Source organism: Lacibacter sp. H407, assembly GCF_037892605.1.
In the GTDB taxonomy this organism is placed as follows: domain Bacteria; phylum Bacteroidota; class Bacteroidia; order Chitinophagales; family Chitinophagaceae; genus Lacibacter.
In genome coordinates, this window is the sequence record NZ_JBBKTU010000002.1 from 122,609 (window position 1) to 145,821 (window position 23,213).

Sequence of the window (23,213 nt, forward strand, 5' to 3'; positions counted from 1 at the left end):
TCCAAGATATAGCAAAAGATTGTATCAAAAGTACATGCCGTTAAAGAATGACGAATTGAAACAAACTTGTGATGGCTGAGATAAATGGTTGCGCAGCAGAGAGGATAGATTTGGTCTCTTAAGCAAGCCATAGATTTTTAAAACAAAACTGCTGTATGATGAAATTGAAAAAACGATTGGGCCGGTTTGGCCTTGTAATTCTCCTGCTTTTAGTAAATCAACTCATTTTTGCGCAGGCACGCACCGTTACGGGTAGAGTAACAGATGGAACAGGGAATCCGTTAGCCGGCGTTACCGTTGCGGTAAAAGGCAAGCAAAATGCTACAACCACTGCAACTGATGGTGGTTTCAGCCTCAGTAATATCAATACCGGCGATGTGGTTGTTTTCAGTTCGGTTGGTTATAATACGATCGAACAAAAAGTTGGCGCCGGCTCCAGCTTATCGATCGCACTTGTTACTGCTGCGGGTAACCTTAACGAAGTAGTGGTGGTTGGTTACGGAAGCACACGGAAAAGAGATCTTACCGGATCGGTTGCTACTGTTTCTTCAAAGGATTTTCAGAAAGGACAGATCTCCACACCCGAGCAAATGATTGCAGGTAAGTTACCAGGTGTCTCCGTTATATCGAATGGTGGTCAACCTGGTTCGGGTAGTACCATTCGCATCAGAGGTGGTTCGTCTATCCGTGCCAGTAACGATCCGTTGATCGTGATTGATGGTGTGCCGCTTGCGGCAGGTGGTATTTCAGGTGCAGGTAATCCGCTGAGTTTTATCAATCCAAATGATATTGAATCCTTCACAGTGTTGAAAGATGCATCGGCTGCCGCCATTTATGGAACAAGAGCATCGAATGGTGTTATCTTAATTACAACAAAAAAAGGAACAGGTGGAAAATTGCGTATGAATTTCAGTACATCCGTTTCTGCATCAACCATTGCAAATAAAGTGGATGTGTTAAGTGCCGATGAGTTTCGTGAGATCGTGAATGCAAAAGGAACACTTGCACAAAGGGCTATGCTGGGCAACGCTAATACTGATTGGCAGGATGAGATCTATCAAACAGCATTGGCAACAGATAATAATCTTACCATCAGCGGCGGACTTAAAAAATTACCGTACCGGGTTTCATTTGGTTACACCAATCAGAACGGTGTGTTGCGTACAGATAATTTACAACGTACATCCATTGCACTTGCATTGAATCCTTCTTTCTTCAACAACCATCTAAAAGTTGATCTCAATATAAAGGGAAGTGCACAGCAAACACGTTTTGCAAACACAGGTGCTATAGGTGGTGCTATCAGCTTCGATCCAACACAGCCTGTTTATTCAGAAGAGTTTGATAACCGCTTTGGCGGTTATTATGAATGGCGCACTGCTTCCACTGTTACCGGCTTGGTAAATCTTGTTGGGCGTAACCCTCTTGGTTTACTCAATCAAACAGAGAACAGAAGTAACCCATACAGAAGTATCGGTAACCTGCAACTCGATTATAAGTTTCATTTCTTACCTGAGTTAAGGGCAAACCTGAATGTGGGTTATGATGTGTCGGAAGGAAGAGGTACAACGTTCGTGTCGGACAGTGCTGCTTCTGCTTATGCACCCGGTGGTGTTGGTGGAGAAAATAATAAGTACAGACAACAACGCACAAATACTGTTTTTGATTTTTATCTCAACTACAATAAACTTTTCAGTAAGATCAAAAGCAGAGTAGATGTAACTGCAGGTTATTCCTACAATAATTTTCTTGCGACCAATTATTTCTACGCCAGCTATAATGCAAGGGGTGTAAAATATCCTAATTCAGATCCGGTTTTTGCATTTGATAAACCGGAGAATACATTGGTTTCTTTCTTTGGCCGATTAAATTATACTTATAACGATAAATATCTTTTAACTGCAACGTTACGTCGTGATGGTTCAAGCCGTTTTGCAGGCGATAACAAATGGGGCATGTTCCCTTCAGTTGCTTTTGCATGGAAAGTGATGGATGAGAAATTTCTTGCATCAAGCAAAGTGTTTTCTGATTTAAAGCTTCGAATCGGTTATGGTGTTACAGGTCAACAGGATGGAATCAATAACTACGATTTCCTTTCCTTTTATGGTCTCAGTTCACCCAATGCAACCTACCAGTTTGGTAATGATTATTACCAGATGTATCGCCCCGGTGCATATAACCCGAACATTAAATGGGAAGAAACAACAACTGCCAACATTGGTTTGGATTATGGTTTCTACAACAACCGTATTACCGGTAGTATTGATGTCTACCATAAAAAAACAACTGATCTGTTGAACAGTATTCCACAACCGGCCGGAACAAACTTCTCTGCGTTCTTTATTGCCAATGTAGGTAGTATGGAAAACAAAGGTGTGGAGTTTAACATTAATACAGAACCTGTAAAATCAAATACATGGAATTGGGATGCAGGATTCAACATCACCTATAATAAAAACAACATCACCAATTTAACTGTTGTGCCGAAAGATGCTACTTACCGTGGCATACAAGCTGGCGGTATTGCAGGTGGTATTGGTGGTGGGTTTTCACAAATACAACAGGTTGGTTACAGTCGAAACACCTTTAATCTTTATCAGCAGGTATATGACAAGGATGGTAAACCGCTGGAAAATGTGTTTGTTGATGTAAATGAAGATGGCATCATTAACCAGGATGATCTTAGCAAAACAAAAAGTGCAGTACCCGATCTGTTCATGGGCTTTAGCACCAATGTTAGTTACAAACGTTTCTCTGCAGGCTTTGTATTAAGAAGCAGCATTGGTAACTATGTTTACAATAACGTGTACAGTAATGCAGGCAACCAGTTGCAGATACTCGGCAACTATGTGTTGTATAATGCATCGGCCAACTATCTCGAAACAAAGTTTAATGGTAACAGTAATAACCTGTTGAGCGATTATTATATCCAGAATGCTTCTTTCCTGCGTATGGATAATCTTACGTTTGGTTACGATGTAGGAGCAATTCTGCGTAAGAAAGCTACACTTCGTTTAAATGCATCGGTACAGAATGTATTTGTATTAACAAAGTACAAAGGTCTTGATCCTGAAGTAAGCTCCGGTGTTGATAATAACCTCTATCCACGCCCACGCATTTTTACATTGGGTCTTAATCTTAATTTTTAATCTCATTGAAAAGTAACAACTGAAAATAAATAGTATGCAACAACATCTTCTTAAAACAGCAGTGCTGCTCATTACAACAGTGAGTGTGTTCACGGGCTGTGTTAAAAAACTTGATCTTGTTCCGGTAAATGATATTACTGCTGATGCAGTGTATGCCACTGCACTCGGTTACAAACAGGCCTTGGCGAAAGCTTATGGTTCATTTGCGCTCACCGGTAATTCGGGTGGCGGAGGGACACCCGATGTATCGCCGCAAATCATTGCCGATGAAGGTAACTCTGATTTTCTTCGTCTTTACTGGAACCTGCAGGAGTTAACAACCGACGAAGCTGCATGGACATGGCAGAACGATGCCGGTGTACGAGGTTTGAAAGAAATGAGCTGGGCATCGAGTAATCCCATTATTGCAGGATTGTATTACCGTTCGTTTTTTCAAATCACAGTTTGTAACGATTTTATCCGTCAATCAAACGACAGTAAAATAAGTGAACGTGGGTTTACAGGAAATGATGCAGCTGAAATAAAAAAGTACAGAGCAGAAGCCCGGTTTCTCCGTGCTTATCAATACTGGGTGTTGATGGATTTGTTTGCAAGTCCTCCGTTTGTTGATGAGAATGCACCGATTGCAACAGGTTTGCCAAAACAAATCAGTCGTGCAGAATTATTCACCTACATCGAATCAGAATTAAAAGCAATTGAACCGGAACTGGCCGCTGCAAAAACAAATGAATATGGCCGTGCAGACAAAGCTGCGGCATGGGCATTGCTTGCACGCTTGTATTTGAATGCAAAAGTGTATACAGGAACAGAAAAAAATACAGAAGCCATAGCAAATTGCCAGAAGATTATCCAGGCTGGTTATACATTGCATCCAACTTATCGCAACTTAACTATTGCTGACAATCATCTCAATACCGATGAAAATATTTTCACCATCAACTACGATGCCCGCTATACACAAAACTGGGGCGGTACAACTTACTTAGCACATGGTCCTGCTGCAGTACCGGGAAGTATTTCGGGCACAAGCGGCAACTGGGGTGGCTTACGACATACACAACAGTTTGTTGATCTGTTTATTGATCCATCCGGTAATACCGATACACGTGCACAGTTTTATACAACAGGGCAGAATAAAACCATGGCCGATCTCTATGTTGGTACGGATGGTTATTCATCTTTCAAGTATCGCAATAAAACAAGAACAGGAGCACCTGCACCGAATGCAGATCCAAATGGTAACTGGACAGATATTGATTTTCCATTATTCCGTTTGGGTGAAATTTATTTGATCTATGCAGAAGCTGTGTTAAGAGGTGGTACAGGGGGCAGCAGTGCACAGGCATTAACGTATATCAATCAACTGCGTACACGTGCATACGGTGGAAGCAATGCAGGTAACATCACTGCAGGAAATCTTACACTTGATTTTATTTTGAATGAACGTGGCCGTGAATTGTATTATGAAGCACACAGAAGAACGGATCTGATCCGCTTTGATAAATTCACAACTGCTTCTTATCTGTGGGCATGGAAAGGTGGAGTGGCAGCTGGTCGTGCAGCCGATCCTAAATACAATATCTTCCCAATACCTGCAACTGACCTTTCATCAAATCCAAATTTGAAACAGAATACCGGTTATTAAGATTACGTCAAACTAAAACGAAAAAGATGAAACAAATTATAAATAGTGTGTCGGCAATGTTCATCCTGAGCATTGTATTGCTTGCATGTAAAAAAGATATCAACCAAACAGTGAAGGGAGACGGAATTGCACCGGTGGTTACGTTGTCAAAATCTGCGCTGGTTCTTTCCGCTGCCACAGCAATAGATACGGTACTGAGCATTAGCTGGACAAAAGCTGACTTTGATTTTAAAGCTGCAATTAACTATACTGTTGAGTTGGTCAATGCAGAAAATACATTCAGCAGCGCAGTATCAATAAGTACAGGAGCAAACAACCGGTTAAGTTTTCTCGGTAGTCAATTGAATGAGCTGGCTATAGGCCTTGGTCTTGCACAAGGAAGCGCAGGTGCAATTAATATCCGTATCAAAACGTTCCTGAGCGATTCGGTGTTTATCTATTCGCTTGTTTCCAAACTTAACGTGACCACTTATCAGGTAGAGTTTCCTGCATTGCTGGTGCGGGGCGGTAATAGTTGGGTTACACCTTCAACCAGAACAAAAGGATATGTACTTACATCGCCGAACTATGATAGCAAGTACGAAGGCTATGTGTACTTTCCGAATGCCGATGGTTGGGGAGGAGATGGCTTGAAGCTTCAGGTGCAGAGTACAGGTGTACAATATGGTTGGGGTGGAAGTCAAACTACAATGACAGCAGGTTCTGCCGGTAATCTTTGGTTTACGCCTTCTCCAAATTATATGAAAGTAAATGCGGATATCAACACCGGAACAGTAAACTTTGAACCTGTACAATTCTTTCTTTCAGGAAATCATAACGGCTGGAGTACATCCGCAACACCGATGACGTATAATGCCAGCACTCACCAATGGGTAGCAACGAATGTGACTTTTAGTGCAGGCGATGTTTTTGTTTTTACCAGCAATGGTAATTACAACATCAGTTATAAAGTAAATAACGACGGTAAACTCATTTATGCCGGTCCACCAACATGGGCAGGAAATAATATACCAGTACCGGGAGCAGGTACGTATACCGTTATACTGGATATGAGTGGCGGTAACGGAAGTTATACCTTTAAAATTCAATAACACGTATGCGTAAAATAACTTTCATCAGTGTACTGTACATCTTTGCCATTGTTGCAACAGGTGGTTGTCAGAAAAAGAAAACGGTAGAACCAACTCCAACACCCGATCCTCCTCCGGTTGTACAATCAGATTTTGCAAAAGGGGCGGATGTTGGTTGGCTTACTGAAATGGAAGCAGCCGGTAAAAAATTCTATACTGCCGCAGGTGTGGAAACAGAAGGTATTGCATTGATGAAATCACTTGGTATGAATACGATCCGTTTGCGTGTATGGGTAAATCCAAGTCCGGCATGGAACAATGCAGCGGATGTTGTGGCAAAAGCGGTGCGTGCAAAAAATCTTGGCATGCGTGTGATGATCGATTTTCATTACAGCGATTCTTGGGCTGATCCCGGTAAACAAACAAAACCGGCTGCATGGACTGCTATGAGTTTTGCAGAGATGAAAAGTGCATTGGCATTGCATACTACGGATGTGTTGACGCAATTAAAAACTGCAGGTGTTACGCCGGAGTGGGTGCAGGTTGGGAATGAAACCAACAACGGTATGTTATGGCCCGAAGGAAGAGCATCAACCAGCATGAGCAATTATGCCCAATTGGTAAATGCAGGTTACGATGCAGTGAAAGCAGTTTTTGCTTCTGCAAAAGTGATCGTGCATGTATCAAATGGTTGGGATAATAGTTTGTTTCGCTGGAACATTGGCGGACTCATCAGCAACGGTGCAAAGTTTGATGTGATCGGTATGTCGTTATATCCTTCTTACGTTGCGGCAGGCTGGGCAAGTGCCAATCAGCAATGTCTGAATAATATGAATGATATGGTTGCACTTTACAATAAAGAAGTGATGGTGGTGGAAGTGGGCATGCCATGGGATAGTGCGCCCGATTGTAAATTATTTATCACGGATCTCATTGCTAAAGTAAAATCAGTAACCAATAAGAAAGGTTTGGGTGTGTTGTACTGGGAGCCGCAATCGTATGGCGGATGGAAAGGGTATACACTCGGGGCTTTTGATAACAGCGGTAAACCAACTGTTGCTATGGATGCATTTAAAAATTAAGATTCCTTAAAAGAAAATAATATGTGCCGTTACCGGTATCAGAAGACTGATGGTGTTCAATCATGTCAGTAGTTTTTAAAAAATTTCCTTCGTTTCTACGGAGGAAATTTTTAGCTATATCCAATTAACAGCAATACTTTTACAATGTTTAGGAAAGATAGTATTATGAAAGCAGCTTATTTACCGAAGATCAATTTCTGATCATTTTTAAATAGGCAGGAAAGAATACAGAATGAGACAACAACAACTTACATTTTTAGCAGCAGCGATGCTTTTATGCATTTGCTCTTTTGCACAACGCAAACAGATCAATATCGATCACAACTGGAAATTCGCATTTGGTCATGCGGCCAATCCGGAAAAAGATTTCAACTATAGCATTAAAACCATCTTTTCGAAATCGGGCGGTGCTGCAGGCACAGCTATCGATGCACGGTTTAACGACAGTAGCTGGCGCACACTTAACCTGCCACATGATTGGGCTGTTGAATTACCTTTTGCTTATGTAGATAATTTTGATGTTGAAAGTCATGGTTACAAACCGGTGGGTGGATTATTTCCTGCCACAAGTATTGGTTGGTATCGAAAACAATTCAAACTGGAGAAAGCAGATTCCGGTAGAAGATTTCAATTACAGTTCGATGGTATTTTTCGTGATGCCAATGTGTGGATCAACGGATTTTATCTCGGCAATAACAAGAGCGGTTATGTGGGTGTGAACTATGATGTAACCGATTTCTTAAACTTCGATCGTAATAATGTAATTACTGTTCGTGTTGATGCAACACACTACGAAGGTTGGTTTTACGAAGGAGCAGGTATCTATCGCCATGTATGGCTGAACAGTTATCCCAACACACATATTGCAACTGATGGAGTGTTTGCATACGCAAATATCAACGGGAACAAAGCAACATTGAATGTTGAAACAACAGTGGCCAATGAATATACTGCTGCCGGAAATTTCTCCGTCAATACGTATTTAACTGATAGAAGTGGCGTAAAGATCGGTGCTGCAAAAGAAACATCACTTGCACTCAGTACAAACGAAGAGAAGACAATAAAAGAGATCATCAATGTGGTTAATCCAACATTATGGTCATTAGAGAGTCCATATCTCTATCGGGTAGTTGTGGAGTTGAAACAAAATGGAAAAGTAGTCGATAGCAAAAAGCTACGCTTCGGTTTTCGTACAATCGAAATAAAACCCAATGGCCTTTTCCTCAATGGAAAATATATCAAAATCTTAGGAACGAATAATCACCAAGATCATGCAGGTGTGGGTAGTGCGTTGCCTGATTATCTGCAATACTACCGCATTGGGTTGTTGAAAAAATTCGGCAGCAATGCATACCGTACCAGCCACAATGCACCAACACCTGAATTGCTGGATGCATGCGATAGTTTGGGTATGCTGGTGATGGATGAGCAGCGTTTGTTGAATAGTGGTGCTGAATACATGGATCAATTTGAACGTTTGGTAAAACGTGACCGTAGTCGCACATCGGTTTTTATGTGGAGCATCGGAAACGAAGAAGGATGGATCCATACAACATCACATGGCAAACGGATTGCAGAAACTTTCATCAGTAAATTAAAACAACTCGATCCTACACGTACCAGCACTTATGCTGCTGACTTGGCGAATGTATATAAAGGTGTGAACGAAGTAATTCCTGTTCGCAGTTTCAACTATCGTCAATTTGCAGTAGCCGATTATCATAAAGATCATCCGAATCAACCCATCATTGGAACGGAAATGGGCAGTACCGTTACTACCCGTGGAGAATGGGTAAAAGATTCAGTACGTGGTTATTTACCTGATCAGGATATTACAGCGCCATGGTGGGCAAGTCGTGCAGAAGAGTGGTGGAAGTTAGCTGCTAAGAATGATTACTGGCTCGGTGGTTTTATCTGGACAGGTTTTGATTATCGTGGTGAACCAACGCCGTTCAAATGGCCGAACATCAACTCACATTTTGGTATCATGGATGTGTGCGGCTTCCCGAAAAATATTTATTACTACTATCAAAGCTGGTGGACAGATAATGATGTGTTACACATCTCGCCGCATTGGAACCATCGTAACGAGTGGGGGCAACCCAAAAAGCAAATTGATGTATGGGTGAACAGTAATGCTGATGATGTAGAGTTGTTTTTAAATGGAAAAAGTTTAGGAAAGAAAGATATGCCACGCAACGGTCACCTGCAATGGAAAGTAGAATTTGAACCGGGCAAGCTTGAAGCAGTTGCATATAAGAAGGGAAGAAAACTTACATCGAAAGTGGAAACGACGGGTGTGCCTGTTGAAGTAGTGTTGACGCCTTATAAAACAACGATGCTGGTTGATGGTAAAGATGCAACGGTGATGAATGTGTCTGTCGTCGACAGAGAAGGGAGAGAAGTGCCCGATGCAAATAACATGATTTATTTTAAAGTGGATGGCGATGCAAAAATTATTGGTGTTGGCAATGGCGATCCCAGCAGTCATGAAGCAGATAAATGTGCAGATGGTTTGTGGCAACGCAGTTTGTTCAATGGTAAATGCCAGGTGATCATTCAATCGGGAACAAAGCCGGGTATTTTTAAAGTTGAAGCAAGTTCGAATAATTTATTTACCGGTTCGACAGATGTAATCATGGTTGCACCGGAGAACGTAGATAAAATCACGATCGATGAAAAATATAAATTGAAAGGTGAAGCAGCAAAACCAAGAGTGGTAGATCAAATGTTGGGAGCTGATATTTCTTTCTTACCCGAGTTGGAAGCACGAGGTATGAAGTTTTCCGATAAAGGTGTGACAAAAGATGCGATTGAAATTTTAAAAGATCATGGATTGAATTATGTACGTCTGCGAATTTTTCATGATCCCGCACAAGAGAATGGTTACTCGCCAAAGAAAGGTTTTTGTAATCTGGAATACACGAAGCAAATGGCCAAGCGTGTAAAAGCAGCCGGTTTAAAACTCCTGCTCGATTTTCATTACAGTGATTATTGGGCCGATCCCGGTAAACAGTACAAGCCTGCTGCATGGAAAGATCTTTCATTTGAAGAATTAAAGAAAGCATTGTACGATTATACAAAAAAGGTGATGGAAGAATTAAAAGCACAGGGTACAACACCTGATATGGTGCAGGTGGGAAATGAGATCAATCATGGTATTGTATGGCCCGATGGGAATGTGGCGAACATCGATCAAACAGCACAACTCATCAACGCCGGCACGGCTGCAGTAAAAGCAGTTGATCCAACCGTGCAGATGATGTTGCATGTTGCATTGGGCGGACAGAATGATGAATCTGTTTTCTTTATTGACAACATGGTTGCACGTGGAGTGCAGTTTGATGTAATTGGCGAATCGTATTATCCGAAATGGCATGGTACATTGGCTGATCTTGAATATAATCTTAACGACCTGGTACGACGTTATAACAAAGATGTAATTGTAGTTGAATATTCAGCCTTAAAAGAAGAAGTGAATAAAATTGCCTTCGGTTTGCCGAATGGAAGAGGTAAAGGCACATGTATTTGGGAACCACTCAGTACCTGGGAAAAGTTTTTTGACAACGACGGAAAATCAAACAAGTACTTATTGGTGTATGATGAGTTGAGCAGGCAGTTTCTGAAAAAATAAGAATCGTATTTGTTGGCTCAAAGGAATATAATACAAGAAGCCTGTCACATGCGACAGGCTTCTTGCGTATCTGTTGAAAATTCATTTGCGAATTGCAATGCATCTTTAGAACGTCAGCAAAAACGAACTGCCTTCTCCTTCTTTACTTTGTACATGTATATTTCCTTTGTGGAGCAGCATAATTTGTTTACAAAGACTGAGGCCAATACCGCTTCCTGTTTTACGTGTACTGAAGAAGGGTATAAATATTTTATCAATGATCTCTTCACTCATGCCGCTGCCATTGTCAGCAACTTTAATAACCGTTTTGCCGGCTGGAGTATGGTATGCCGATAAGAGAATTTGTGCTGATGGTTTTTCTTTCACGGCTTCAATCGCATTTACCAGCAAATTAATGAGCACTTGTTCCAGTAGATTAATATCTGCATCCAACGTAATGGCCGGATCTTTTAGAATAATATCCAGCTCAATATTTTTTTGTTCCAAGGTGGGCAACATTAGTTGGTTGAGATTTTCGAACAAATCCCGCACCAATATTTTTTTACTGTTGAGTGTTGTGATCTTGTTGAGGTTACGATACGTTTCTGCAAACTTCAGCAAACCTTCGCTTCTGCGTTTGATAGTTTCAATTCCGATCGCCAGATCATCCAATGAACTATCGCTTTCTTTGAGTTGACTCATACCTTGATGCAATCGGTTCTTCAATGTATCAGCCAACGATGAAATAGGAGCAACAGAGTTCATGATCTCATGCGTCATTACACTCAATAGTTTACGCCATGCTTCAGCTTCGGTTTCATCCAAGGCTTCATCAACATTTTGAAAAGCGATGAGTTTAAAAACTTCATCACCGGTTTGAAAAGCAGTTGCCGAAAGCAATACTTTAAACTGTGCTTTATCGCTGGACGCTTTTGTGAGTTTGCTGTCGCCTGTTTTAATGGCAATTACTTCCTGGTAAAGTTGTTCATCCCGTTTTGCTAATGAATGAATGGTTTTGAGGTAAGGAATGCTCATCATTTTTTTAAACGATTCATTCATCCATGTAATTTCACCGGTCTTGATGTTATAAGAGAGAATACCTGTTTCAACTAACTCTAGAATTTTTTGCAGGTACACATATTGCGTTTCTTTTTCCCGGCTGATCACTTTAAATGTACTGTTGATCTCATTGAATCCTTCCCGCAACACCTGCAATTCGGCCGGCGCTTTTTTTACATTAAAAAAGCGGGAAAAATCACGGTAGTGAACCGACTCTGCGAAATCTTTTACTTCATCCTGTGCTTTTTTCAGCAGCAGAAACAGATCGTAAAACTGATAAGCTAGTAAAGGTGTAAGAAATGCAGCATAGAGATAATATTCTTTCAGTAACAACCATGTAGCTGCAAACATTACTAGAAACAGTAACAGCAGTCGTATCACTAATCGCCATTCGTATCTTCTAAACATAATTGATCCTTACTCTTTATTTGTCTAAATAGGAGCAGAAGGGGTTTTAAATATCATACTTTGTAAGCCTCCTGTACAATGCCGTTCTTGTTAAACCCAATTCTTTGGCAGCTTTTGTAATATTGCCATGATGTTTTTCAATTACACGAAGAATCGTGCTTTTCTCAACATTGCTCAGTTTTGTTTCGGTTTCGTCTGCTGCTTCAATACGTGCTGTTTCAATGGGTGAAAAAATTAAATCGTCGGCAGAAAGTGTTTCGCCTTCGGCCATGATCACCGCACGTTCAATACTGTATTGCAGTTCACGCACATTACCCGGAAACGGATGATCCATCAATTTCTCAATGGCTTTTTTATCGAACTCAATATGCGGCTTAATATATTTCTCTGCATAAAGCGTAGCATAATGTTTTGCAAGCAACGGAATATCGTCTTTTCGTTTGCGCAAAGGAGGTAACATGATTTCAACTGTGTTGATGCGATACACCAGGTCTTTCCGGAAACGGCTTTCATTTGCCAGTTCTGTTAATGGAAGATTGGTAGCACAGATCAATCGTATATCAACAGCGATCGGTTCATTCGTTCCAAGTCGAATGATCTGTCGGTTTTGTAGCGCAGACAATAACTTGGCCTGTTGTTGTAAACTGATATTCCCGATCTCATCTAAAAACAGCGTTCCCCCATGTGCTGCTTCAAATCGTCCGATGCGGTCTTCCCGTGCGTCGGTAAATGCTCCTTTTTTATGTCCGAATAATTCGCTTTCAAATAAACTTTCGGTCAATGCACCCGCATCTACTTTGATGAATGGTTTGTTGGCCCGTAACGATTGTTGATGAATTGCCTGTGCGATCAGGTCTTTACCCGTACCGTTTTCGCCCATGAGCAATACGTTGGCATCGGTGGGTGCAATTTTTTCAACTTTCAGTAAAATATCTTTCATGGCTTCGCTTTCGCCGATCATGAATTTACTGTTGTTGACGGGTTGCAATTTTCCTGAAGGAGTTTGTTTATTGCTGTCTCTTTTACGGATCGCTTCTTTAATGGTAGTGATCAATTTTTCATTATGCCAGGGCTTGATTACAAAATCAGAAGCACCTTCTTTTAACGAACGCACTGCAAGATCAATATCGCCATACGCTGTGATCATGATCACGGCAGGTGATTGATCAAGTTCTTTAATCTTTTTCAACCAATAGATTCCTTCGTTGCCCGTGTGAATGGTGCTGTTGAAATTCATATCAAGCAATATGGCGTCAAACGATTGCTTGGCAAGCAGGTGACGAATGTTCTCCGGATTCTTTTCTGTTACTACTTCTTTTGTTTCTGTTTTCAGTAACAGGCGTACAGCAGTGAGAACATCCGTGTCGTCGTCGATAATTAATATGCTGGCGTTTTTTAAACTCATTTGTTTGGTTTCGATCGTACTGTTTGTATCCATAGCCGTACGTTCACCACCACAAGTTTACCATATTCGCAAAGTATTGACAACTAATTCTCAACAAAAATGCCGATCAATGAAAACTGTATCAAAATCGTACACCTGTTGTATCGAAACCGTACACTTTTAATTCATGTGCAGGAGAATTTACATGAAAACCAATGCATTAGCCTATTGGCACGGTGTTGTCAGTTAGTCACTGTTCTCAATTGATTTCTTTGGTATCAAACGTTACCCTGTTGTAACATCAGGGTAACTTTGAACGTCAAGAGAACAGTTTACTAAAAAGGAATTTTTTCACATGGACAGAGTTATTGAAAAGAAAAAATGGAATACGAAACGCATACTTACCATTGCGGGCATTACAGCAATTGTGGGGTTGATCGCTGCCAGCGTATATTTTACATCGGGTAAATCGAAGTTGAATGTAGATACAGAGCGTATAACCATCGGCGTAATTAAAACGGCTGCGTTTCATGAATTTATTACGTTGAACGGGGTTGTGTTACCTGAAAGCACCATTTATCTTGATGCAATGGAAGGCGGACGGGTAGAAGAAAAATTTGTTGAAGATGGTACTTTGATGACGAAAGGGCAACCGATTCTTCGTTTGTCCAACACCGATCTTGAATTGCAACTTGCCAACCAGGAAACACAAGTGTTTAATGTATTGACGCAAATGCAGATCAGCAAGAATAATGCAGAGCAAAATTCGATCAACCGGCAAAATCAGGATGCAGAAGTTGACAATGCGTTGAAAGAAGCTGAGCGTGTATACAACCTGAACAAGAAATTATACGAACAAAAAGTAATTGGCCTGCAGGAATTTCAAAGCAGTAAGAATTTGTATGATTACCAGTTGCGCCGAAAAAAGCTTACTGAGCAGATCATGAAAACAGATGTAACAAGCATGAAGCAGCAGGTTGACCAGATGGGCGAAAGTTATCAGCAAATGAAACGTACACTGGCGTTGATGCGGAAAAAAGTAGGCGATCTTATTGTTCGTGCACCGGTTGATGGACAGTTAACATCGCTGGATGCAGAAATTGGGGAGAATAAAAATAAAGGACAACGATTAGGACAAATTGATGTGATGAGTGGATACAAAGTGCGAATTGATATTGATGAACATTATATCAACCGCATTTTTGTTGGTTTAATTGGAAATTGTGATGTAGCCGGTAAAACGTATCAGTTGAAAATTAAAAAAGTGTACACACAGGTTACCAACGGCCGTTTCCAGGTTGATATGGAATTTATGGAGAAAGTGCCGGAAGGCATCCGTCGTGGACAAACACTTCAGATGCGGTTGGCGCTGAGTGAAGAAACACAGGCCATTCTTTTACCCAAGGGCGGTTTCTACCAGCAAACAGGTGGTAACTGGATATTTAAGGTAAATGAAAATGGAACTACAGCATATAAAGTGGATATACAACTCGGTCGCCAGAATCCTGATTATTACGAAGTGCTGAGCGGTTTGAAACCCGGTGATAAAGTTGTTACCAGCAGCTATGAAAGCTATGGCAATATGCAGGAATTAATTTTAAAGAAATGATAATGAAGAAGCAATTCATTTTATTAGTGGCATCTGTACTCATTTGTTTGCTTACGGCAACATCGGTAATGCTGAACAACACCCGTATATGCGATCTTGATAAAAAGGAGATGAAGCAATTGCCTGCCAACGATTTGTTGTTACATGGCCCATTCAACTATTTTCAATTATAAAAATTCACATCAATGATAAAGATCAGCAATCTTGAAAAGTTTTATCGGACAGAAGAAGTAGAAACTGTTGCGTTGAACAAGTTGTCAATAGAAGTAAAAGAAGGCGAGTTTGTTGCCGTAATGGGCCCGAGTGGTTGCGGCAAATCTACCTTGTTGAATATTTTGGGTTTGTTGGATGATCCGGATGGTGGTAGTTTTTTATTCAACGGTATTGAAGTGGCCGGGTTTAACGAACGGAAACGTGCCGATCTCCGCAAACGGAACATCGGTTTTGTGTTCCAGAGCTTTAACCTCATTGATGAATTAACAGTTTATGAAAATGTGGAACTGCCGTTGATCTATTGCAATGTAAAAGCCGATGAACGTAAGAAAAAAGTAGAAGAGGTACTTGATAAAATGCAGATCATGCATCGTCGTAATCACTATCCGCAACAGTTGAGCGGTGGTCAGCAGCAGCGTGTGGCTGTTGCCCGTGCAGTGGTAAATAACCCCAAGTTGATTCTGGCTGATGAACCGACCGGTAACCTTGATTCATCAAACGGAAATGAAGTAATGCAATTACTTACTGATCTCAATGAACAGGGAACAACCATCATCATGGTAACGCACAGTGAGCACGATGCAAGGTATAGTCACCGTATTATCAGAATGCTCGACGGCCATACTGTTACCGAAAATATATTGGTATAAATGTATTGATCTCATTCATTAGCCATTAACCATCATTTATTCAGTTACCTGCCAATCATTAAACCTTATTTCTATGTTCAAAAATTATCTGAAGATTGCGTGGCGAAATCTGCTGAAGAATAAAACATTTTCACTCATCAATATTGCCGGACTGGCATCAGGGCTTGCCTGTTTTATTCTGATCACATTATATATTATTGACGAGTTAAGCTACGACCGGTTTCATGAAAAAGCTGACCGCATTTATCGTGTGCATTCCGATATCCGGTTTGGTGGTACGGATATGAGCCTGGCAGTTACTTCCGATCCCATGGGCGCCACGTTGAAAAAAGATTATCCGCAAGTAGAACAGTTTACACGCATCTATGCAAGCGAAGGGTCCAAGCTGTTCAAGAAAGAGAATGTATACATTACAGAAGACCGGGTAGTATTTGCCGATTCCACTTTGTTTGATGTGTTTACATTGCCTGCTATTGCAGGGAACACAAAAACCGCTTTGCACGAACCTAATACTGTTGTTATTAACGAATCAACAGCAAAAAAATATTTTGGATCGGTTGAAGCGGCGATGGGTAAAACAATGGAGTGTAATGATGAGCGGAACAGATTATACAAAGTAACGGCGGTTATTAAGGATATTCCAAAGAATTCGCATTTCAATTACGATCTGTTCTTATCAATGGATAATGTAGAATATGGCTTTGGAAATTTCATGAGTCATAATTTCCATACCTATATTGTTTTGCAGCCGGGAGCCGACTACAAAGCGTTTGACAAAAACTTTGTGCAGTTGATCGAGAAATACCTACTGCCGCAGGCAAGGCAGTTTATGAAGATCGAAAGCATGAGCGATTTTGAAAAAACCGGCAACAAGCTGGCGTATTCGATCATGCCCATCACGGATATTCATCTGCATTCAGACCGTATTGTTGAATTGGGCGTAAACGGCAGCATCCAATACGTTTATATTTTTGGTGCTGTTGCATTATTTATTTTGCTCATCGCCTGTATCAACTTCATGAATTTGTCAACGGCCCGTTCAGCATCAAGAGCAAAGGAAGTAGGCATCCGTAAAGTACTGGGCACGGAAAAAAAATATTTGATCCGTCAGTTTTTGGCCGAATCAACACTTACAAGTTTTATTGCTTTGCTCCTGGCGATACTTGGCGCATGGCTTGCATTGAACTGGTTTAATAACCTGGCCGGTAAAGAATTTCATATCACCGATCTGTTACAACCCGGTTTCCTGTTATTCTTACTGGCGTTGCCTGTGGCAGTAGGTCTTGTAGCGGGCAGCTATCCGGCGTTTTTTCTTTCATCATTCAAACCCATCAGTGTATTAAAAGGGAAACTCAATACAGGATTTTCAAAAAGTAATCTGCGCAGTTCATTGGTGGTATTTCAATTCTTCACAACCATTCTGTTGATAACCGGTACGATTGTTATTTACAAACAACTTCGTTATATCCAAACAACAAAGATCGGTTTCAATAAAGATCAGGTATTGATCATCGACAATCCATCGATGGGGCGCTCAACTGCTGAATCATTCAAAGCAGAAGTAGCGAAACTGAGTAGTGTAAAGTCTGCTTCTTTTGCCGGCTTTCTGCCAGTAAGTAATTCATCACGCAACGACAATACCTGGTCAACGGAAGCAGTGATGACGGAGAAGAATGGTTTTAATATGCAGAACTGGCGAATCGATTACGATTATATTCCAACACTTGGAATGGAAGTGATCAAAGGCCGCAACTTTTCGCAGCAATATGGCGGCGATTCAACTGCCTTGATCATTAATGAAACGACCGCTGCATTAATTGGTCCCGGCGATCCGATCGGTAAAAAGCTGTACACATCTGATGGACAAAATTCAACAGTGTACACGGTAATAGGTGTAGTAAAAAATTTCAACTACGAATCGCTGCGAAAAAATGTTGGTCCACTTTGTTTCAGGCTTGGTAATAACAGATGGGCAACAGCTTTTCGTGTGGAAACAAAAGATATGAAAAATTTACTGGCGCAGGTTGAAACTACATTTAAAAAAATGGCACCCGGTATGCCGTTTACATACAACTTTCTGGATGAATCGTTCGACAGAATGTATCGTGATGAGCAGCGTATCGGCAAAGTGGCATTCTCTTTTTCATTCCTGGCAATTTTGATCGCATGTCTTGGATTGTTTGGTCTCGCAACCTATATGGCTGAACAACGTACCAAAGAGATCGGCGTACGAAAAGTATTAGGTGCATCTGTTTCAAGCATCGTGCAAATGCTCAGCAAAGATTTTGTAAAGCTGGTATTGCTTGCATGTGTATTTGCCATACCGCTGGCATGGTGGGCCATGAGTCAATGGTTGCAAAACTTTGCATATCGGGTAAATATTGGTTGGTGGGTATTTGCTGCCGCCGCTGGTATTGCCTTGATCATTACCATCCTTACCGTGAGTTCGCAAGCTGTGAAAGCAGCATTGACAAACCCGGTAAAAAGTTTACGCACTGAATAAACTATCTGTATGCTCAAAAATTATTTTAAAATTGCTTTCAGAAATTTATGGCGCAACAAGCTGTATAGTTTCATCAATATTTCCGGTTTGGCAATGGGTATTGCAGCATTCCTGTTGATATTGCAGTATGTAAGTTTTGAGAAGAGCGTAAATGGTTTTCATAAAGATCTGCCATCGATCTATCGGTTGTTGAATGAAGATCAAAAAGGGCAAACATGGCCACAGGTAGAACCGGGTTGGGCACAACGGGCAAAAGAAAATTTTCCCGAAATAAAAGACTATTGCAGATTTGAAGAAGGTGCGGGGCAAGGAATTGTTCGACGTGATGTGGAAAAGGCAGAGCCATTCCGAGAAACCGAGATTGGTTATGCAGAAGGTAATTTCTTTGAGTTCTTCAGTTTTAAAGTAATCGAAGGCCAGGCCGCAGCATTTAAAAAATCAAATGTTGTGTTTCTTTCGCAAGCAGCTGTAAAAAAATATTTTGCGAAAGATGATCCAATAGGTCAATCGTTGACTTTGTACAATCAGTTTGGTAAGGCAACCTATGTTGTGGAAGGCATTTATGAAATTCCAGAGAATTCAGACATCCGGTTTGATATGGTTTTTTCGTTGGCAACTTTGAAAAACCCTGCTAACCTCAACGGAAATGATTGGGCTGAGCTGGATAATCTTAATTCACAATACATCAATACCTATTTCCGGTTAAGTGATGGGGCTGATCATAAACGACTGGAGCAAAAATTAACCACACTTAGGACTCAGCTTAAAAAGGATAAAGATGGATTGCAGTTTCGGTTGCAGCCATTTGCCAATGTGCATTTGCCCGCATCGTTCAGCGATTATTATCAAACAAGCGGCAACTTGAAATATGTGTACATCCTCGGCATCATTGCATTGTTGATTCTTGCAATTGCATGGTTTAATTATATCAATCTCTCAACCGCCAATTCATTGAAACGTGCAGGTGAAGTTGGAGTACGAAAAGTAGTAGGTGCATCCCGTCAATCGCTGGTGATGCAGTTTCTGGGCGAATCGCTATTGGTAAACCTGATTGGATTTGGATTGGGTTTATTGATCGTGCAACTTATTCAACCATTTTTTAATGATATTGTTGGAAAAGAACTTTCGTTGTCGTCGTTGTTATATACAAAAACTTGGATGATCGGATTGCTGCTGCTGATAACAGGCTCATTGCTTTCCGGTGCTTATACTGCTTTCAGCCTGTCCGGTTTCAATCCTATTGAAACATTGAAAGGGAAACTGATCAAAACAACAAAAGGAGTCATGTTACGAAAGTCGCTGGTAGTTTTTCAGTTTACTATTTCAATTGGCTTATTGCTCGTTACTGCATTTATTTACCAGCAGTTGAATTATATGCAGAATGAGAACCTTGATGTTAATACAGAGCAGTTGTTGGTTATCCGTGGCCCGCAGGTGGGCCGTGACAGTACGTATAAGGACAGACGAAATGCTTTTGTTAATATGATTGCTCAACAGAGTTTTGTAAAAGACTATGCGTTGAGTGGAAGTGTGCCGGGTAATGGATTCAATTTTGCAACATCCGGTTTCACTCAGCCGGGCTCACGAAAAGGAGATGAGTTTAAATCGTTTTCATTTACATTGATCGATGATCGTTATCTCAATACCTATCAAATTGGATTGGCCGGCGGGCGCTCGTTTACACAGGCAGAAACTATGGTTGAATGGAATGATAACGATAAAGTGTTGATGAATGAGAAAGCGATCGAAGAGCTTGGCTTTAAATCGGTGGAAAATGCATTGAATACAAAAGTACTGTGGGATGAACGTAAGCTGCAGATAGTTGGTGTGGTTAAGAATTATCATCACACCGGTTTGCAAAGGGCAATTGAACCGATCATTTTCTATCCGCAGAGTAACAGTGCTTATTTTACTGTGCGATTAAGTTCAGATAACATACAGCAAAATGTAGCCAGGCTGGAAAAGCTGTTTAAGTCTTACTTCATCAACAATCCATTTGAGTACTTCTTTGCCGATGATAACTTTAATAAACAGTATATCACTGAGCAACAGTACAGCCGCTTGTTTACCACAGCATCGGTGTGGGCCATCATTATTGCGTGTCTTGGATTATTTGGATTAGCTACTTACACGGTTGAATCAAGAACAAAAGAGATTGGAGTACGCAAAGTTTTAGGAGCAAGCGTACTCACCATTACACAATTATTGTCCAAAGATTTTTTGCGGTTGGTACTTCTTGCATTTGTAATTGCCACACCTGTTGCATGGTTTACAATGCACAAGTGGTTAGAGGATTTTGCTTATCGCATTAATTTATCATGGTGGGTATTTGCATTAGCCGGTATTGCTGCAATTGGTATAGCCGTCATTACCATCAGCTTCCAGGCTATCAAAGCGGCCGTTGCTAATCCGGTAAAAAGTTTACGAACTGAATAAAATATTTCATCATGGTTACCTATTTAAAAATTGCGTATCGTAATCTTTTTAAAAACAGGCTTTACAGTTTGATCAACCTGGTTGGGTTAACCATTGGTATTATTTCGTGTTTGCTGATCAGTATTTACGTGAAGGATGAACTTACCTATGACAGGTTTAATCAAAAAGCGGATCGTATTGTACTGTTACAGCAATTTGAAAATAATTGGGCCAGTGGTGGAAAATTAGCTACTGATATGAAAGCTAATTTTTCACAGGTAGAAAAGGCTGTAAGGTTGAAGAATGTGAATCCGTTAATTAAGTTTGCTGATAACGCCTATTATGAACCCGATTTTTATTTTTCTGATAGTACGGTATTCGATGTATTCACCTTTCCGCTGTTAAAGGGAAATGCTGCTACAGCATTGAAAGAGAAATACGGTGTTGTGATTTCAGAAACCATCGCTCAAAAATATTTTCCCGGAATTGATCCAATAGGCAAAGAGTTAAGGTACGATAACAAATATTCACTGCATGTAACAGGTGTAATGAAAGACTTGCCCAACAATGCACATCTTAAAATTGATTTTCTTGCGGGTTATTCCATTGCCAACGAATTGGTGGGGTGGGATGTTACTAATAATTATTGGGGCGGTGGGGTATGGACTTATTTGTTATTGACCCCCGGCAGCAATACAAAAGCAATAGAATCTCAATTCCCCGGCTATGTTAAAAAGCTAAACGATCCGAATGCTTCTTTTGTGTGGAAAATGAAGTTGATACCGCTTGCAGACATTTATCTGAAAACTTCATTGATCGCTTCAAGCCCCATAACCTATGTGTATGTGTTTTCGGTAATTGGTTTATTTATCCTTGCGCTGGCTTGTTTTAATTTTATCAACCTTGCCACAGCCAGGGCTGGGTTGAGATCAAGAGAAGTAGGCGTGCGGAAAGTGTTGGGTTCATCTTTAACACAACTGCGGCTTCAATTTATTCTGGAAGCAGCTATGTTTGTCTTTTTGGCATTGCTTGTGGCGTTAACTGTTCTTCAGTTTTGTATGCCTGCTTTTAATTCTTTGCTTGATAAAAAGTATTCACTGTTATCAATACTCAACACGGAAAATGTTTTATACCTGTGTGCAGGATTTATTTTAGTGAGCCTTATTGCAGGTGCTTATCCGGCATTTATACTTTCTTCTTACAAGCCTGTAACCGTTTTAAAAGGCGAACTTGTAACCGGCAAAGGAAAATACTGGTTAAGGAAATCGTTGGTGGTCATTCAGTTTTCAGTATCAATGATCATGATTGCTGCTACACTTATTACATATCAGCAACTGAATTATGTAAAAAATAAAAATCTTGGTTATCAACGTTCGCAGATTCTTACGCTCGATTTAAGAGATGCACCGGCAAACACAAAAGAGATATTCAAACAGGAAGTTAAAAAAATCGCTTCTGTTGAAATGGCCACAAGAGCTTACGGATTGCCTGGCAGCGGTCTTGCACAAGGTCAGAAACTGGTAAGTGATTATGTACCTGCAGATGCAAAGGATGCAAGTATTATGCGGCTGACGATTGATGAAGATTATCTCAGCACCTTCAATATAAAACTTACGGAGGGGAGAATGCTGAATTCTGCGTTACCTGCCGATAAGCAATCCTTCCTGATCAATGAATCAGCAAAGAAATATTTCAAGTGGAAAAATATTAATGGAAAAGCTACCGGTTACTATACATTCCAATACAAAACGGACGGATCGTATAAAGAAATTCCCGTTACCGGTGAAGTGGTAGGTGTTATTGCCGATTATAATCATGCCGATCTAAAAACTGAAGTAGCTCCCATGATCTTTTCTTTAAATGATGGATGGGAAGGACAAATGGCGATAAAGCTAAAGGCAGGAAATATTTCATTGGGAATTGAAAAGATAAAAGCATTGTGGCAGAAATTTTTTCCTGATAAACCTTTTGAATATAATTTCCTTGATACTGTGTTTGATCAAACCTATAAATCTGAAAATAAAACAGCCCGTTTGTTTAGCCTTTTTGCAGGTCTTGCTATTTTAATTTCCTGCATGGGTTTATTGGGATTGGTGGCACATGTATCCAATGTTCGAAAAAAGGAAATTGGAGTGCGTAAGGTACTGGGTGCATCTGTTTCGGGTATTATTCAATTGTTAGGGAAGGAGTTTATTGTGTTGATCATTATAGCATGGGTTATTGCTTTTCCTTTGGCCTGGTGGGCAATGAGTAAGTGGCTGCAAAATTTTGCTTACCGTATTACAATGGATGGTTGGGTTTTTATGGCTGCAGGTTTAGCTGCGTTTGCTATTGCGTTACTAAGTATAAGTTTCCAGGCAATTAAAGCCGCCGTTGCTAACCCTGTAAAAAGTTTACGGACAGAATAAAACCT

The 23,213-nt window shown here is 40.6% G+C and carries 13 protein-coding genes; 11 read left to right on the top strand and 2 right to left on the bottom strand.

Annotation, left to right across the window (positions count from 1 at the left end; genetic code table 11):
• Positions 1-155 precede the first annotated feature (155 nt).
• The 5 genes from WG989_RS19860 (at position 156) to galA (ending at position 10,580) form a co-directional block, all read left to right on the top strand.
• A complete protein-coding gene (locus WG989_RS19860) occupies positions 156-3,149 on the top strand; it encodes a SusC/RagA family TonB-linked outer membrane protein (RefSeq protein ID WP_340431838.1) in 2,994 nt (997 codons plus the stop codon).
• Positions 3,150-3,183: 34 nt separating this feature from the next.
• Positions 3,184-4,794: a RagB/SusD family nutrient uptake outer membrane protein gene (locus WG989_RS19865; RefSeq protein ID WP_340431839.1), complete on the top strand. Its 1,611-nt coding sequence runs from the start codon at positions 3,184-3,186 to the stop codon at positions 4,792-4,794.
• Positions 4,795-4,820: 26 nt separating this feature from the next.
• Entirely contained in the window at positions 4,821-5,885 is a 1,065-nt protein-coding gene (locus tag WG989_RS19870; RefSeq protein ID WP_340431840.1) for a SusE domain-containing protein, read from the top strand.
• A 5-nt stretch (positions 5,886-5,890) separates the two neighbouring features.
• The gene (locus WG989_RS19875) at positions 5,891-6,946 is read left to right on the top strand and encodes a glycoside hydrolase family 53 protein (RefSeq protein ID WP_340431841.1); all 1,056 of its coding nucleotides are present in this window, start codon (positions 5,891-5,893) and stop codon (positions 6,944-6,946) included.
• Positions 6,947-7,178: 232 nt separating this feature from the next.
• Positions 7,179-10,580: a beta-galactosidase GalA gene (gene galA, locus WG989_RS19880; RefSeq protein WP_340431842.1), complete on the top strand. Its 3,402-nt coding sequence runs from the start codon at positions 7,179-7,181 to the stop codon at positions 10,578-10,580.
• Positions 10,581-10,685: 105 nt separating this feature from the next.
• On the opposite strand, the gene WG989_RS19885 is transcribed toward galA, so the two are convergent.
• Positions 10,686-12,026 carry a sensor histidine kinase gene (locus WG989_RS19885; protein ID WP_340431843.1) on the bottom strand — a complete coding sequence of 447 codons (1,341 nt, stop codon included), beginning with the start codon at positions 12,024-12,026 and terminating at the stop codon, positions 10,686-10,688.
• A 46-nt stretch (positions 12,027-12,072) separates the two neighbouring features.
• Positions 12,073-13,431, bottom strand: coding sequence for a sigma-54-dependent transcriptional regulator (locus tag WG989_RS19890; protein WP_445298484.1), 1,359 nt, complete (start codon positions 13,429-13,431; stop codon positions 12,073-12,075).
• A gap of 334 nt (positions 13,432-13,765) precedes the next feature.
• Between WG989_RS19890 and WG989_RS19895 the strand changes: the two genes are divergently transcribed.
• The 6 genes from WG989_RS19895 to WG989_RS19920 all read left to right on the top strand — a co-directional run bounded on the left by WG989_RS19895 (position 13,766) and on the right by WG989_RS19920 (position 23,208).
• Positions 13,766-15,019, top strand: a complete 1,254-nt coding sequence (locus WG989_RS19895; protein ID WP_340431846.1) for an efflux RND transporter periplasmic adaptor subunit — start codon at positions 13,766-13,768, stop codon at positions 15,017-15,019.
• 2 nt (positions 15,020-15,021) lie between these two features.
• Positions 15,022-15,192: a hypothetical protein gene (locus tag WG989_RS19900; protein WP_340431848.1), complete on the top strand. Its 171-nt coding sequence runs from the start codon at positions 15,022-15,024 to the stop codon at positions 15,190-15,192.
• Positions 15,193-15,204: 12 nt separating this feature from the next.
• On the top strand, positions 15,205-15,882 hold the full coding sequence (locus WG989_RS19905) for an ABC transporter ATP-binding protein (RefSeq protein ID WP_340431849.1): 678 nt from the start codon (positions 15,205-15,207) through the stop codon (positions 15,880-15,882).
• Between the two features lie 73 nt (positions 15,883-15,955).
• Positions 15,956-18,385: an ABC transporter permease gene (locus tag WG989_RS19910; protein WP_340431850.1), complete on the top strand. Its 2,430-nt coding sequence runs from the start codon at positions 15,956-15,958 to the stop codon at positions 18,383-18,385.
• Between the two features lie 9 nt (positions 18,386-18,394).
• A complete protein-coding gene (locus tag WG989_RS19915) occupies positions 18,395-20,821 on the top strand; it encodes an ABC transporter permease (protein WP_340431852.1) in 2,427 nt (808 codons plus the stop codon).
• Between the two features lie 11 nt (positions 20,822-20,832).
• Positions 20,833-23,208, top strand: a complete 2,376-nt coding sequence (locus WG989_RS19920) for an ABC transporter permease (RefSeq protein ID WP_340431854.1) — start codon at positions 20,833-20,835, stop codon at positions 23,206-23,208.
• Positions 23,209-23,213: the final 5 nt, after the last annotated feature.